We start from the raw sequence: 13441 nt of genomic DNA, 5'->3' as shown, positions 1-13441 counted from the left end.
GAAGGGCCCCGCGGTTCAGGCCGCTGGGTCGATGACGACAGTGTGGCCTAGACGTTCCAGTTTGGTGACCGCCAGTCGGGTCTGGGCCCGGGACTGTTGCGGCGAAAGGTAGCTGTTTTTGCTGCGCGCGGCGCACGCGGCTGCCTCGACGAGTGCCGAGGTGAGCCAGTTGCTTCCGTTGCCCCGACCCGGTCCAGGCGAAGCAGCAGCGCCGCGGCAAGCCAGGCATGATCGGCGTCGAAAGGACCAGTCAATTGGTAACAATGTTCGACGAAGCGATGGTTCAAAAGATCTTGGACAGGCGCGAGTGGGTTGCCCCGAAAGGTGTCGCCTTCAGTCAGAATTCTTGGCTAGCACTTCAGTGGGCTGGCGTCGAGTGGCTACGCGGGAGCTCGCGATCCGGGCGGTGAGGGCTGCGGCGGAGTCTCTGACGAGGCGTGTGAGATTGGATTCGGCGCCCCTGTCGAAGCGGCTTTCGGGGACTGTGATGCCGACATCGCCGACGACGAGGTTGCCTGAGAGCCCGAACACCGGGGAGGCGATGGCGATCGCGCCGTCGATTCGCTCGCCGTGCGAGATGGCGTAGCCGTCCCGGCGGATCTCCTCGAGTCGCTCGGAGAGTCGATCGGGGTCGACGAGGGTGCGTGCAGTCACTGCGGGGAGCGCGCCGTGGGAGATCTCTTGCCGGGTCTCATCCGGTAGGAAGGCGAGGATTGCGAGCCCGCTCGCGCCCGCGTGGAGAGGCAGCCAGGTGTGCTTGCGCAGCACGTAGCGCAAAGGGTGCGGGGATTCGACCGTGTGGGTGAACATCATCTGCCGGCGCTGTTCGTTGTAGACGCCGAAGAACGAGGTCTCTCCGGTGCGCGCGGTGAGTTCACCGAGGATGTCCGCGGCCGCCTCCTCGAGCGGGAGACGGGCCGTCGTCGCCCAGGCAAGCCGCAGGAACTCGAGCCCAAGCCGATACGCGCCATCGGGCGTGCGCCCGACCATCCCGAGCTTCTCCAAGTCCGTGAGCAGCCGGTGGGCAGTGCTCGCACTGACACCCATGAGGGAACCCAGTTCGCGCACACCGTAGGAATCCTCGCCCGTGTCGACCATAATGGTCAACAGCTCGATACCGCGGGCCAGCGGATGCCGCTGCCTGTCCGCCACCGGCTCCGATTCGGCAGCCGTCTCGTTCGTACTCATTGCCCCTCCAGGACTCTCCGACATCTCCCTGCTACGACTTAGCGAAATCGTCTCAGTTCGAAGTCATTCTGGATGAGTCTACTCAACAGGACACGCGTTCTGACGAAGAATCGAAGCATCGGGCGTAAGTGAGTTAAGAGATACCTTTCCGACGGGCGGCCGTGTTCGGGATGGATGGCCCGCGCCGGGTCGCCTTGGGGCGCCCCCGATTGCCTCAGGGATGGGCCGTTATGGCTCGAGGTTGGCTGGATACTTCCTGGAGCAGGCGGTCCACCGTGGGACGGATCCGCATCAGAGGATCGATGGCTGGCACCGCGTAGAGATAGTTGGCTTCCATGGCCGCGAGTGCGTTCTCTGCCACGTCGTGGGGGTTTATGGCCGGAACGGCAGGGATGGAGCCTCTTCTTGCGGAGGACCCTGCGGCGTTCTCGACGCGCTCGGATTCGATGGCCGCGCTCATGGGCGTGCGGACGATGCCCGGGCAGAGGACGGTGGCGCTGACGCCAGGCGCCGATGCGTCCAATTCGGCACGCAGCGTCTCGGTGAGTGCGACGACGGCGTGCTTGGTTACGATGTAGTCGGCGATGCCCGGGACGATGGACAGGCCGGACATGGAGGCCGTGTTCAGCACATGGCCGTGGTTCTTTTCGACCATGTGCGGCACGAAGGCACGGATCCCGTTGATGACGCTCCATAGGTTCAGGGAAAGCAGTCGCTGCCAGGCATCCGGGCTGATCTCCCAGGACGGGCGCTGGGCATTGGCGGCCCCGACGTTGTTGCATATGAGGTCAAAAGTGCCGAAATGCTCAAGAGTTGTGCGCGCGAGCCTGTCGACCGATTCTGCATCGGTTACGTCGGTGGGCACCGCGAGGACTTCGGTGTCGAATGACTTCAGCTCATCGCGGGTGGCCTCCAATCCGTTCGAATCGATGTCGGCAATCACGAGCTTGAGCCCGCGGGCCGCCAACGCCAGGGCAAGCGACTTCCCGATGCCGCTTCCCGCGGCGGTTACCACGGCTACCTCTCCTGGTACGAAACTGGTCATTGCACGACCTTCTTTCTTTGGATGTTCCTATTGGTGGAACGTCGGTGCTGTGGTGAATGGAAGACCTGTGGCATCGCAAGCAGCTACGATGCCGCAGGCGGTGAAAGTCAGGGTCCCATCGTCTGGATGCAGGGCGGGCTGACCCACGCCTCGTACCCGTCGTCCTTCATGTAGAGCGCGCGTGCCTGGGCATGGTCCCCGGCAATCCAGACGATTGAGGAGTCCTCGGAGACCATGTCCACACGGCCGCGCCGGACAGTCTTCGGCCCGCGCCGGATCTCGACCTCCTGTCCGAGAACACAAGACCAGTCGTCGTATCTGATCCAACGGCGGGCAGGAAACGCGCCGGCCCCCGCGCAGTACTCAATCAGTGGCAGTTCGTCACCCGGTGAATGTGCCACCGTTGACGCCCATGATCTGTCCGGTGATGAATGAGGCCTGATCCGAGCAGAGAAACGCGCAGGAAGCGGCGATGTCCTCGCCCGTGCCGATGCGCCCGACAGGAAGGCCCTTCCCCAGGACATCGCTCGGTGGAAGTATCCCTGCCTCCTGCTTCTTGCGTAGGGCCGGTGTGTCGATCGCGGAGGGAGCGATGCTGTTGACGGTCAGGCCTGAGGATGCGTATTCCAGGGCCAGGGTCCTGGTCAGTGCGATCACGCCGCCCTTCGAGGCCGAGTAGGCCGCCAGGCTCGGCGCTCCGGTCTGGGCACTCACGGAGGAGATCAGGACGATCCTGCCCCATTGGGCGTCCACCATGTCGTGGATCACGGACTGGACGCAGTTGAAGGTGCCCGTCAGGTTGATGGCGAGAACGCGGTTCCAGGATTCGGGCGTGATTTCGGCGAAAGGCTCCTGGACCGCCACGGCTGCACTGGAGACCAGCACTCCGATGGGGCCGAGCTCGCCCCGGGCTTTCTCGATGGCATGGTCGACTTGGGCTCGATCGCTTACGTCAACCTGGTATCCCACCGCCTTGCCGCCTGCCGCGGACAGCTCCTTGGCGACGAGCTCGGCGCCCTCGCCGTTTACGTCCAGGACGGCAACGGCGTACCCCTCGTCGGCGAGCCGGGTGGAAATCGCCCTGCCGATGCCGGAAGCACCCCCGGTCACCACCGCGACTCGTGTCATCGCGCTCACCGGGCCAGTCCCCACGGCCCGCCGGGCCGCCTGCTGCTTAAAACCATGCTTATTCTCTCCTAAGTTTCTGACTATCTTGCGCTCGTGGTCCCGAGCCTCTATGGGAGGACGGGGTTCCCTTCTGCGACGAAAGGAACGAACACCATGGTGCCCAGATCGAGGTCCGGGCTCATGCCGAGGCCAGCCCCGAACAGCATGTCGCGGGCAGAGGCTGCAGATCCTTCGACTTCGTAGATCGTCGCGTACTGGTGCGAGACCGAAGCGGGCGCGTCCGTGGCGGCGCGGTAGCGCTGGGCCGCCACGAAGCCGGGAAGCCCAAGCACCTCAGGTATATGTGTCTCCCAGTACCAGGGGCGGAACGCTTCGTCGCGGTCCTCCACGGGGTTGACGAGCGCCAGCAGCATCTCGCGTGGTGGCAGTGTGTTATCGGTCATTTCATTCTCCTTTTCGTATGGAACGGGCTTTTCGGGCGGGGCAGGCGTCATACCGCGCTCACACGCTCGCGCACGGTCGACAACGCGCCGCCGTAGTTCCCGGTTGCGGTCATTTCGCCCAGCATCTCGTGCAGCTTGGCGCGTCCGCCCGGGTTGAGCAGGAACTTGCGCACCTTGCCCTCGACGTTCGCGCCGTAGTAGTGGCTGTGCTCTGCCGAGAAGATGGATTTGGGCGCGAGGGTCTCGATCATGTTCATCCACCCTTCTTGCTGTTCGGCGGTCGGTTCGAAACGCTCGTAGCCGTGCTCACGCGCGTAGATCAGGGTGGCAGTGATCCAGTCGATCTGGTCCTGCGAATAGCGCGGGTAGTTGCCACCGCCGGCGCCGTGCGGCCCGCCAGGGAAGAAGAAGTTCGGCAGCTGGTGTGCGCTGAACCCACCGAAGTCCGCGGGGCCGTCTTCCCAGTCCGTGCTGAGGTCGAGGCCGTCGAGGCCCTTGATGCCCATGCGCGTGAGGGCGCCGGTACCAAAGTCGAAGCCGGTGGCGAAGACGATGATGTCGTACTCGCGATGCCCCTCGGTCGTTTCGATGCCGGTCCCGTCGACCCGCACAATTGGCGTCTCCCTGAGCGCGATCAGCGAGGCCCTCGGATTGTTGAACGACTCGTAATAGTGCGAGACGAACGGCGGGCGCTTCGCGCCGAACAGGTGGTCCTTCGGGATCAGCCGTTCGGCCGTAATGGGATCCTTGACGATGCTGCGGACCTTGTTGGCGAGAAACTCGCAAAACTCGAGGTTGACCTCGCGGTTCGTTGTCATGTCGTAGTAGTTGGTAGTGAGCTTGCCAAAGCCCGGGCTGTTCCAGACCTTCTCGTAGAAGGCCTGCCGCTCCTCGAAGGAGTCGTCGGTCGAGAACTTGCCAGCGGGCTCGTGCAGGAAGCCGGTCGGGTTCGCCGGGGATCCCAGCTTCCCGGCAATCTCGTCGAAGTTCTTGATAAGCCACGCGTGGCGCTCATCGGTGATGGGCGCGTTGTTTAGCGGTGTCGTCCAGGTCGGGGTGCGCTGGTAGAGGTCCACGGACTCGACCAGGTCAACGATGGCAGGCAGGATTTGCGCGCCGCTCGGCCCGTTGCCGATGATGGCAACCCGCTTTCCCGTGAAATCGACCGGGGTTTGCGGCCAGGCGCCGGTGTGGCAGGCCTGCCCCTTGAAGTCCTCAAGGCCATCCAGGTCGGGGTAGTTCGGCACGGAGAGACCGCCGGTCGCCGAGACGACCCAGCGTGCCCGGATGGTTTCGCCCTTCTCGGTCGACACTGTCCATGCCGTGTCCACCTCGTTCCACACTGCCGAGACGACCTTCTGGCCCGTGCGGATGTGCCCCCGCAGGTCGAAGTGGTCCACCACGAAGTTGAGGTAGCGCTCGATCTCGGGCTGGGTAGCGAACTCCTCCTCCCAACGCCACTTGTCGAAGAGGCCCTTGGAGTGGATGTAGCCGTACGTGTAGCTTTCGGAATCGAAGCGAGCGGAGGGGTAACGGTTCCAGTACCAGACGCCGCCGACGCCCTCTCCCGCCTCCAGCGTCTGGGCCGAGAACCCGGCCTCAAGCGCACGCTGGAGCGCGTAGATGCCGACAACACCTGCGCCAATCACCAGTACTTCGACATCGACGTCGCTGCTGGTCTGTTCTGCCATTTGACTTCACTCCTACTCAATCGGTGCCTCTCTGGCGACCACCGGACATAATTCAAGCACTAACGCTCAATAATTACAACGGCGTGCCGGGAAAGCAGGAATTTTCGGACAGTTCTCGATTGATATTTTTGAGCAGCTGTGATGAAATCTGATCCACGGCTATTTCAAAGGAGAACCATGAACGCCACCCCTGACCTACGATTCGACGGACGTGTTGCCATAGTGACGGGGGCCGGCCGCGGCCTGGGCCGCGCGCATGCCCTGCTGCTCGCTGAACGCGGCGCGAAGGTTGTCGTGAACGACCTCGGAGGCTCGAAAGAGGGTGAAGGGAGCGACGCCGGGCCCGCCAACGAGGTCGTAAGCGAGATCGTCGCTGCGGGCGGCATGGCGGTCGCCGATACGAACAACGTCGGCAGCGAGAAGGGCTGCCATGCGCTCGTCCAGACCGCCATTCGCGAGTTCGGCCGCGTCGACATCGTCGTGAACAATGCGGGCATCTCGCGCTGGGCGACCTTCCCGGATGCCGACGCCGAAAACCTTGAGCTCACGCTCGACGTGCACCTCCGCGGCACCTGGCATACGACCCGCGCGGCCTGGCCCTATATGGAGCAGCAGGGTTACGGCCGCATTATCACGACGACGTCGACCGGAATGCTGGGCCTGCCCGATAACCTTGCCTATGCGACGGCGAAGGGGGCACTCATTGGCTTCACTCGAAGCCTCGCGGTGGCAGCCGCAGCGAAGGGCATCCTCGTCAACTGCGTCGCGCCGAATTCGGTTACCAGGCCGAGTCCCTCAGCCGACAAGCCGAACATCGTCTCGGCCAACCAGATGGACGCAGCGCGCGTTCAGGCCATGCAGACCAATCTCGTCTCGCCGATGGTCGCCTACCTCGCCCACGAATCGTGCGGGGTCAATGGTGAGATCCTCGTCGCCGGCGCGAAGCGCTTCGCCCGCTGGTTCATGGGCTTTACACCGGGTTGGCTGGACGATGGCGAGGGGGTTCCGACCATTGAAGATGTCGTGGCGCACTGGGGTGAGATCAACGACCAGAGCGGCTACTACGTGCCCACGGGGACGTATGACTGGGGCGCGAGGTTCATGGCGCATCTGGCGTAGGCGTTAAGCCAGTTTCGGGGCCTGCGTTCGCGCAGGCCCCGTTTCCTATTTTCGGGGGTCGTCTTCCGCGACCGGCGCCGCAAGTCCGGCGCTCAGGTATGTAATGAGGTCCGAGACGAGCGCCTCGATCCCTGCGGGAAGGTGTTGACGTTTGCGCTGGGCCGTGTGGTACCGGGCGAGTGCGTGCACAGTGCTCGTAAGTGTCACCCACCAGCGCTCGTCGAGCACCGCCTCGGGAATCTCGGGCACAAGCTTGCCCAGCAGTGTGCGGAGCGTGATTACCGCGGCGCCGACATGCACCCCGGTGAGCCCTTCATATCCACCCTCTTCGGTGATGTAGAGGGAGAGGAAGGGAAGGTAATGGTTGTCGGGCTGGAAGTGGATGGCGAGCGGGCGCACGAAGGCGCTAACGACGTCGGACACGGTCGGCGTAGTTCCGCTTAACATGAGGCTTGCCACCATCTCGACGCGGCTGACTTCGCTCTGCGCGCCGCGGTACTCCATGATCGCTTTCACGATCTCTTCACGCTCGCCGAAGTGGTACTGCACGGCCGCGTGGTTTCGTTGCCCCGCAGCCTTGCCGATGTCTCGCAGCGGCACTGACGAGATGCCGTGCTGTGCGAAGAGTCGCTCTGCCTCGGTGAGGATGCGTTGCCGTGTTGCCTGGCCGCGTATGTTTTTTCGCTCGCCGGACGGCCTGGACGCAACTGAAGTTTGGGACATGCCTATGAGTCTAGTGAGGCGCGAATGTTGAGCGGAGCCAGGTCGGTTCCCACGGGGTACACGCCACCGAAAAGCTCGACGCCGGTTTCCAGGAGATGGAGGTTCGCCGTCCAGACGATATCGGTGCCGTCGCGCCCAAGCTCTTCCGCGCCCGTCGCGGCAACGGCCGTGGTCGACGTCCCGTCATCGCCGGTGCGGACGGAAAGAACCCCGTCCACGGGCCCGGTGACAATTTCGGGATCGGCGATTCTGACATCGAGGAAACCGTGATGCGCCGTAAAGCGCACAGAACCTTCGAATGACAAGCGCCACTCATTCCCCACGTGCACCGCGTTGCGCAGCGGGAAGGTGAATGCGCCGTCGTCGGTGACGGTGGCTCCACCCTCCATCTGGTATGAACCGCGGGCGATCACCGTGACGTAGCGCAGCAATGAATCGCGGACCGCCCATGTGAGCGATCCGCGATTCACCGAGTTATGCAATGCTGTCACTCGGCCGGCTCGGGGGAGTGACCCTCGGGGAAGCTTTCCATGCCGGGCTCGAGTTCAAGGCCCATCGTGCGGAACACCATGCAGTGGAAGTCGTAGGTGCCGACGGTGAAGAGCAGATCGAGGAGCTGCTGGCGGTTGAATTGCGCTTCGAGCGCCTGCCAGGTTTCGTCGATCACGTTCTTGTGGCGGCACATCCCGTCGATCGCGCGCACCAGCGTGGCGTCATTGTCCGACCAGAGGGCTGCGTCGGGTCCCTCGGACAGCGCGGTGATTTCATCGTCGGTGAGCCACCCGGCGGCCCGGCTCATGCGCACGTGCTGCGCCCACTCGTACTCGCCGTAGCCGAGCCAGGTGGTGCGGATGATCGTGATCTCGCGAACACGGTCGCTAAGGCTCGAGTGCCGAAGGTGGTTCGAGTACGGCATCCAGCCGCGCATGAGTTCGGGATGCCAGGCGTAGATACCGAGAATGTTGGATTTCGGCCTGGTTTCCGGCGTGAGCTGCGGTGCAGCCTGGCCACCGGCGCCGTGCGTGGCGAGCACGCTGAGCGCGCTGTCGACCTCAGCATCCCAGTCTTCGGTGGGGCGAGGGGAGATTCGGGGCTGTGTCAGCTGTGTCATCTTTTGTGTTCCTGTTCGTTATGCGATGAACGATCCGCCGTTGACGCTGATGGTCTGGCCAGTCACGTACGAGGCGTCATCGGAGGCAAGGTAGGAGACAGCGGCGGCGATGTCGGCGCCGGTACCCATGCGGCCGACCGGGATGTACTTTGACATGTCCTCGACCGAGGGCATGGCGCCTGCCGCCCGCTTCTTCTCCACGCTCGGAGTGTCGATCGATGAAGGAACAACGGTGTTAACTGTCACGCCCGATTTGGCGAATTCGACGGCCAGCGCCTTGGTCAGGGCCAACTGTCCGCCCTTCGACGCAGCGTAATGTGCCATTCTGGGCGCACCGCGCTGGGCACTCGACGACGAGATCAGCACTACGCGTCCGCTGCCGGCGTCGAGCAGATCGGGCAGGCCTGCTTGCACAAGGTTGAAAGTGCCCGTGAGGTTGATAGTCAGGATCTGGTTCCACTGCTCCAGCGTCATTTCAAGGAAAGGCTGCTGCGGAGCGACGGCGGCGTTTGCGACGATGACAGACAGCGGGCCAAGATCGGCGCGGATGGCGGCGAGGGCAGCATCCACCTGTTCGCGGTCGCTCACGTCGGCCTGGTAGCCGCGGGCGATACCGCCGGTCTCTTCGATGCCTGCGGCAGCCTTCTCGGCCGCACCCTCGGTGCGGGTGAGGATGGCGACCGCGAACCCGTCCTTCGCAAGCCGCTCTGCGATCGACAGTCCAATGCCGGCCGCTCCTCCTGAGACGACGGCGACCCGCCCTGCCCCGCTCATCTCATGTCCAAACTGGTAAACCGGGTGTTTTGCTTTGTGGTCATGGTTGTCCTTATTTCCTTGAGGTGCCGTGGGTTCGCCGCGCCGAACCGGCTGAGCCGCCATGTCTTTATATGTGCTTCGCGGTGAGCTACTGTTGTGTTCAACTGAACAAGTGTTCCGTTCTCGGTCGCTTCAGAATTGCATGCGCCGAAGATGGATGTCAAGCCACTGAAAGTGGCTACGAAACGGGATGGTGAGCGATGAGTAGTGCGGCAGAGAAGGCAGATCGAGAGTCCGTCGAGGGGCTCCGACGCAGGCATCCTTTGGCCCGCGGCATTGAACTGCTCACCCTCATGACTGACAGCGACCGGGATACTCACGGAGTGCGGGAACTGGCGGGCCGGCTCGACGTGAGCCCGAGCACCGCGCACCGCCTCATCGCCGACCTTGAAAAGCTCGGACTTGTCAGCCGCACGGCCAACGGCTCGTACCGCCTCGGCCTCGAATATTTACGCCTCGCATGGACGACGACGGAACGCTACCCGATCCAGGAAGTGTCCAGGGACACGCTTCTGGAACTCACGGAGCAGAGCGGCGAGTCCTCATTCTTCGCCGTCTACGGCGAGCAGCGACTGCAGATGATGTTCACACTCGTCGTCGAATCGTCGCACCCCCTTCGCTACACGCTGCCCATGCGCCAGCAGATCCCGCTCCATGCCGGTGCAAGCGGTTTGGCGATCCTGGCGTTCCTCCCGGCGCAGATCCAGGACCGCATTGCGCATGGCCCGCTGCACGCGGCAACCGATCGCACCCTGGTCGAGCCTCAGAGCCTGTTCGACCGGCTCGCCATGATCAGGAGCGACGGGTATGCAATTACCCACGGCGAGCGTATCGATGGGGCGATCGCGATCGCCTCGCCGGTCTTCGGCCCGGCGGGCACTGTGGTCGGTTCGGCAGGCATCTCCATGCCCGAGGCGCGCTTCAACGCCGCACACTCCTCATCACTGGCCGGGCTGGTCAAAGAGTCCGCGCGCCAGATCACCGACTATCTCACTGGCGCTCGTGATCCACGCACCGGGATCGTGCGTAGGTAGAGGCGGATGCTGCCATTCGAGCGGGAGGGTGCCTGGCGGAAACGCTCAGTGGCCGTGCTTACGTTCCTTGACACCGGTTCGGACCGCGGCTCATACTGAATGCGTTGCGTTGAAGCGACCACTTGTTCGGTTCAATGAACATGATGACATGAAAACTGCTGCGAGGGCCTAACCGGGACCGTCGCGTTGCCCGACTACACCGAGGATCAACGATGACCGAAGCAAGAGCCGACCGCCACGTAGTCATTGTGGGTGCGTCGTTGGCCGGAACACGGGCGGCCGAGGGGCTGCGCAACCTTGGCCACACCGGCCGCATCACGCTCATCGGGTCCGAGAACGAGTTGCCGTACGATCGCCCGCCACTGTCGAAAGACCTGCTCACGTCCGACTGGTCCGATGAGGCAGTCGAGTCTTTTCGACTGGCTACCAAGGCCAGCCTGGACGGTGCAGATATCGAGCTCAAGCTCGGTGTCGCGGCAAACGACCTCGACACAACCGAACGTGTCGTCATTCTTGCCGACGGTACGACAGTCGGCTATGACGTGCTTATCATCGCGACCGGAGCCTCGGCCCGGCCCTCGCCCTGGCGCCCCGGGAAGGGTGTTTACCAGCTCAGAACCCTTGAAGATTCACGGGCCATCGCTACGCGTCTGAAGCTGGGCGGGCCCGTCGTCGTGGTCGGCGGGGGCTTTATCGGCACGGAAATCGCTGCCGCTGCCGTCGGCTTCGGGTGCGAGGTCACGGTGGTCGATCCCGTTGCGGAGCCGATGGCGCGGATCGTCGGCCCTGAGATCGCCCGCAGCCTCGTGGAACTGCATCACCGGCACGGAGCCCAAACCCGCTTCGGCGTCGGCGTCGCTGACATCCAGGGCCAAGACGGTGAGCTCACGGTCATCCTCGATGACGGCAGTCGCATCGCGACCTCGACGGCGGTGGTCGGCATCGGCTCCATTCCATCGACGGGATGGCTAGCGTCTTCAGGGCTCACGCTCGATAACGGTGTAGTGACCGACGGCTTCCTTCGTGCGGTCGGAGCCGACGACGTGTATGCGATCGGCGACGTGGCGCGGTGGCCCCACCCGGGACGCGGCGTGCAGGTTCGCGCCGAGCACTGGACCAATGCCAGCGACCAGGCGCGGTATGTTGCCACCGCCATCACCCAAGGGGCCGATGTGCCCTATGACTCCACCGATTACGTGTGGTCGCACCAGTACGACTGGAAGGTCCATACCATCGGCTGGCGCCACCCAGAGGGCAGTTCCACTATCGTCGGCGACCTGGCCGGGAGCGGGAAAACCGCCGTTATCCACAGCGACGCGAAAGGAGACGTCTGTGGTGCCGTCACCGTGAACTGGGTACGCGGACTCAACCTGGCCCGGAGGCTGCTCGCCACCGGGGAGTCCACCAAGACAATTGTCGAAAAACTTGGGCGGCTGGCCTGACGGCCGCGCTGTCCTGAAGGTGTGAAGAGAGGAAAAACCATGGTCTACGTGATCGCTGACGCATGCGTCGACATTCAAGACAAGAGCTGCATGCAGGAGTGCCCTGCGGACTGCATCTTCGAAGGGGGGCGGATGAGCTATATCAACCCCGATCTCTGCATTGACTGCGGGGCCTGTATGACGGCCTGCCCGGTTGACGCGGTCTTCTACGACGCCGAACTTCGGGACGCCAAGGAAGAGTACGTCGACATCAACGAGCGCTTCTTCCAGGAAGTCGAGACGCCCAAGAGCGGACGCAAGGCCGGCAAGATCGACTACGACGTCGATGTTATTGCGGCCCTTCCCCCGCGAGCAGGGGGCTGAGCGTGAGTGCCCTGCGAGTCGCCGTCATCGGTTCCGGTCCGTCGGGATCGTACTGCGCCCAACTGCTCACCGAAGAGTCCGAGTCCCCGGTTGAGGTGGACGTGTTCGAACGCCTGCCGTCACCGTTCGGCCTGGTTCGCTACGGTGTGGCGCCCGACCATCCCAAGGTCAAGTCGATAGCCGCCTCGTTCGCCGAGGTATTCGACGAGACCCCGGGCGTGCGCTTCCTCGGCAACGTGCACGTCGGCACCGACATTACGCTTGACGAGCTCCGTGCGAACTACGACGCGGTCGTCTTCGCCAGTGGGGCACAGGTCGACCGAAACCTCGGCATACCGGGCGAGGAACTAGGTGGCGTGCATGCCGTGCGCGACTTTGTGTCCTGGTACCAGGGCCACCCCGACAGTGCGAGCGATGCCTTCGTGCTCAACGGAAACCGTGCGGTCATCATCGGAGTCGGCAACGTGGCGCTCGACGCGGCCCGTATGCTCGCCCACACGCCCGAGGCTCTCCGCGCCACGGATGTGCCCGAGCATATTGTCGACACCTTTGCAGCGAGCACGTACCGCGAGATTGTGGTGATCGGCCGCCGCGGACCCGCTTTCGCGAAGTTCACGAACAAGGAGTTCATCGAGCTGCTGGAAGTGGAGAGTTGTGACGTCATCATCGATCCGGCAGACCTCGAGCTCGACGCTCAGCAGCAGGCGCACGCCGACGCTGACCCGTCATCCAGGCGCTTGCTTGCCACCTTTGCCAAGGCTGCCGAGCGAGGGGTGCTGGGGCGTCGCACGGCGATCCGGTTCCTGTTCGACCGCACGCCGCTTGAACTGATCGGTGACGAATCGGCCTTGGCCATTCGCCTGGCGAAGACCAGCGACCCCAGTGTCACTGAAACACTCGAAACCGAGCTGGTGCTTCGCTCGGTCGGCTACCGGGGCGCGGCCATCGACGGCCTGCCCTTCGACGAGGCGTCCGGTACCATTGCCCACCTCGACTCGCGGGTCGCCGACGGCGGGAACGTGCTGCCCGGCGTGTATGTGGCCGGCTGGATCAAGCGCGGCCCCTCGGGCGTGGTGGGCACCAATCGCCGCTGCGCGTCCGAGACCGTCACTTCGATCCTTCAGGACGTCACCGCAGAAGGCTGGGCGTCGACGGCGACTCCGGCCGCCGTCGTCGACCAGCTGCTGCGCTCCCGCGGGGTGCCGGTGGTGGACTGGGCCGCCTGGCGGGTGCTCGAGCAGGCCGAGTACGAGGCCGGTGAGGCAGCGGGTCGCGAGCGCATCAAGCTGCACGACCGCGCCGACATGCTCCGCGCCGCCGGCGTCGCGGCCGGCTGAG

General features: G+C 64.0%; 15 protein-coding genes. 5 read left to right on the top strand and 10 right to left on the bottom strand.

The genetic code is table 11. The features are described 5' to 3' along the window. Positions 1 to 333: 333 nt before the first annotated feature. From OW521_RS00575 to OW521_RS00550, 6 genes are all read right to left on the bottom strand, one after another. Positions 334 to 1188, bottom strand: coding sequence for an IclR family transcriptional regulator (locus OW521_RS00575; RefSeq protein WP_268022045.1), 855 nt, complete (start codon positions 1186 to 1188; stop codon positions 334 to 336). A 214-nt stretch (positions 1189 to 1402) separates the two neighbouring features. Continuing rightward, complete coding sequence (locus tag OW521_RS00570) at positions 1403 to 2233, bottom strand: SDR family NAD(P)-dependent oxidoreductase (protein WP_268022043.1); 831 nt, start codon at positions 2231 to 2233, stop codon at positions 1403 to 1405. A 107-nt stretch (positions 2234 to 2340) separates the two neighbouring features. After that, the gene (locus OW521_RS00565; protein ID WP_268022041.1) at positions 2341 to 2634 is read right to left on the bottom strand and encodes a hypothetical protein; all 294 of its coding nucleotides are present in this window, start codon (positions 2632 to 2634) and stop codon (positions 2341 to 2343) included. Then, positions 2615 to 3361, bottom strand: a complete 747-nt coding sequence (locus tag OW521_RS00560; RefSeq protein WP_268026090.1) for an SDR family NAD(P)-dependent oxidoreductase — start codon at positions 3359 to 3361, stop codon at positions 2615 to 2617. The genes OW521_RS00565 and OW521_RS00560 overlap by 20 nt, the downstream gene beginning before the upstream one ends. Before the next feature lie 107 nt (positions 3362 to 3468). After that, positions 3469 to 3804 (bottom strand): DUF4286 family protein, encoded by a 336-nt coding sequence (locus tag OW521_RS00555; protein WP_268022039.1) that lies wholly within the window; start codon positions 3802 to 3804, stop codon positions 3469 to 3471. 47 nt (positions 3805 to 3851) lie between these two features. Beyond that, on the bottom strand, positions 3852 to 5495 hold the full coding sequence (locus tag OW521_RS00550) for a flavin-containing monooxygenase (protein ID WP_268022037.1): 1644 nt from the start codon (positions 5493 to 5495) through the stop codon (positions 3852 to 3854). Between the two features lie 177 nt (positions 5496 to 5672). Between OW521_RS00550 and OW521_RS00545 the strand changes: the two genes are divergently transcribed. After that, the gene (locus tag OW521_RS00545) at positions 5673 to 6614 is read left to right on the top strand and encodes an SDR family NAD(P)-dependent oxidoreductase (RefSeq protein WP_268022035.1); all 942 of its coding nucleotides are present in this window, start codon (positions 5673 to 5675) and stop codon (positions 6612 to 6614) included. Between the two features lie 45 nt (positions 6615 to 6659). Here OW521_RS00545 and OW521_RS00540 read toward each other — a convergent pair whose 3' ends face one another. Genes OW521_RS00540 through OW521_RS00525 form a run of 4 tightly spaced genes read right to left on the bottom strand, consistent with a single transcriptional unit; the run spans position 6660 to position 9222 of the window. Continuing rightward, positions 6660 to 7337 carry a TetR/AcrR family transcriptional regulator gene (locus OW521_RS00540; protein ID WP_268022033.1) on the bottom strand — a complete coding sequence of 226 codons (678 nt, stop codon included), beginning with the start codon at positions 7335 to 7337 and terminating at the stop codon, positions 6660 to 6662. 2 nt (positions 7338 to 7339) lie between these two features. Next, on the bottom strand, positions 7340 to 7807 hold the full coding sequence (locus OW521_RS00535; protein WP_268022031.1) for an HtaA domain-containing protein: 468 nt from the start codon (positions 7805 to 7807) through the stop codon (positions 7340 to 7342). 17 nt (positions 7808 to 7824) lie between these two features. Further along, a complete protein-coding gene (locus OW521_RS00530) occupies positions 7825 to 8448 on the bottom strand; it encodes a carboxymuconolactone decarboxylase family protein (RefSeq protein WP_268022029.1) in 624 nt (207 codons plus the stop codon). Positions 8449 to 8466: 18 nt separating this feature from the next. Further along, a complete protein-coding gene (locus OW521_RS00525) occupies positions 8467 to 9222 on the bottom strand; it encodes an SDR family NAD(P)-dependent oxidoreductase (RefSeq protein WP_268022027.1) in 756 nt (251 codons plus the stop codon). Between the two features lie 242 nt (positions 9223 to 9464). On the opposite strand from OW521_RS00525, the gene OW521_RS00520 reads away from it, so the two are divergent. The 4 genes from OW521_RS00520 (at position 9465) to OW521_RS00505 (ending at position 13440) form a co-directional block, all read left to right on the top strand. Then, positions 9465 to 10298, top strand: a complete 834-nt coding sequence (locus OW521_RS00520; protein WP_268022025.1) for an IclR family transcriptional regulator — start codon at positions 9465 to 9467, stop codon at positions 10296 to 10298. A gap of 212 nt (positions 10299 to 10510) precedes the next feature. Further along, positions 10511 to 11740 (top strand): NAD(P)/FAD-dependent oxidoreductase, encoded by a 1230-nt coding sequence (locus tag OW521_RS00515; RefSeq protein ID WP_268022023.1) that lies wholly within the window; start codon positions 10511 to 10513, stop codon positions 11738 to 11740. A gap of 39 nt (positions 11741 to 11779) precedes the next feature. Further along, complete coding sequence (gene fdxA / locus OW521_RS00510) at positions 11780 to 12103, top strand: ferredoxin (protein WP_268022021.1); 324 nt, start codon at positions 11780 to 11782, stop codon at positions 12101 to 12103. 2 nt (positions 12104 to 12105) lie between these two features. Further along, positions 12106 to 13440 (top strand): FAD-dependent oxidoreductase, encoded by a 1335-nt coding sequence (locus tag OW521_RS00505; RefSeq protein ID WP_268022019.1) that lies wholly within the window; start codon positions 12106 to 12108, stop codon positions 13438 to 13440. The last annotated feature ends 1 nt before the right edge of the window (position 13441 follow it).

The organism is Arthrobacter sp. MMS18-M83, from assembly GCF_026683955.1.
In the GTDB taxonomy this organism is placed as follows: Bacteria; Actinomycetota; Actinomycetes; order Actinomycetales; family Micrococcaceae; genus Arthrobacter.
Note: the sequence above shows the minus strand (reverse complement) of the source record. Positions and strands in the feature narration are given on the sequence as shown.

Bases quoted from the DNA above. Each gene is read 5' to 3' on its own strand.
- OW521_RS00575 (WP_268022045.1), bottom strand. From the start codon at position 1,188: ATGAGTACGAACGAGACGGCTGCCGAATCGGAGCCGGTGGCGGACAGG.
- OW521_RS00570 (WP_268022043.1), bottom strand. From the start codon at position 2,233: ATGACCAGTTTCGTACCAGGAGAGGTAGCCGTGGTAACCGCCGCGGGA.
- OW521_RS00560 (WP_268026090.1), bottom strand. From the start codon at position 3,361: ATGACACGAGTCGCGGTGGTGACCGGGGGTGCTTCCGGCATCGGCAGG.
- OW521_RS00555 (WP_268022039.1), bottom strand. From the start codon at position 3,804: ATGACCGATAACACACTGCCACCACGCGAGATGCTGCTGGCGCTCGTC.
- OW521_RS00550 (WP_268022037.1), bottom strand. From the start codon at position 5,495: ATGGCAGAACAGACCAGCAGCGACGTCGATGTCGAAGTACTGGTGATT.
- OW521_RS00545 (WP_268022035.1), top strand. From the start codon at position 5,673: ATGAACGCCACCCCTGACCTACGATTCGACGGACGTGTTGCCATAGTG.
- OW521_RS00540 (WP_268022033.1), bottom strand. From the start codon at position 7,337: ATGTCCCAAACTTCAGTTGCGTCCAGGCCGTCCGGCGAGCGAAAAAAC.
- OW521_RS00530 (WP_268022029.1), bottom strand. From the start codon at position 8,448: ATGACACAGCTGACACAGCCCCGAATCTCCCCTCGCCCCACCGAAGAC.
- OW521_RS00525 (WP_268022027.1), bottom strand. From the start codon at position 9,222: ATGAGCGGGGCAGGGCGGGTCGCCGTCGTCTCAGGAGGAGCGGCCGGC.
- OW521_RS00520 (WP_268022025.1), top strand. From the start codon at position 9,465: ATGAGTAGTGCGGCAGAGAAGGCAGATCGAGAGTCCGTCGAGGGGCTC.
- OW521_RS00515 (WP_268022023.1), top strand. From the start codon at position 10,511: ATGACCGAAGCAAGAGCCGACCGCCACGTAGTCATTGTGGGTGCGTCG.
- fdxA (WP_268022021.1), top strand. From the start codon at position 11,780: ATGGTCTACGTGATCGCTGACGCATGCGTCGACATTCAAGACAAGAGC.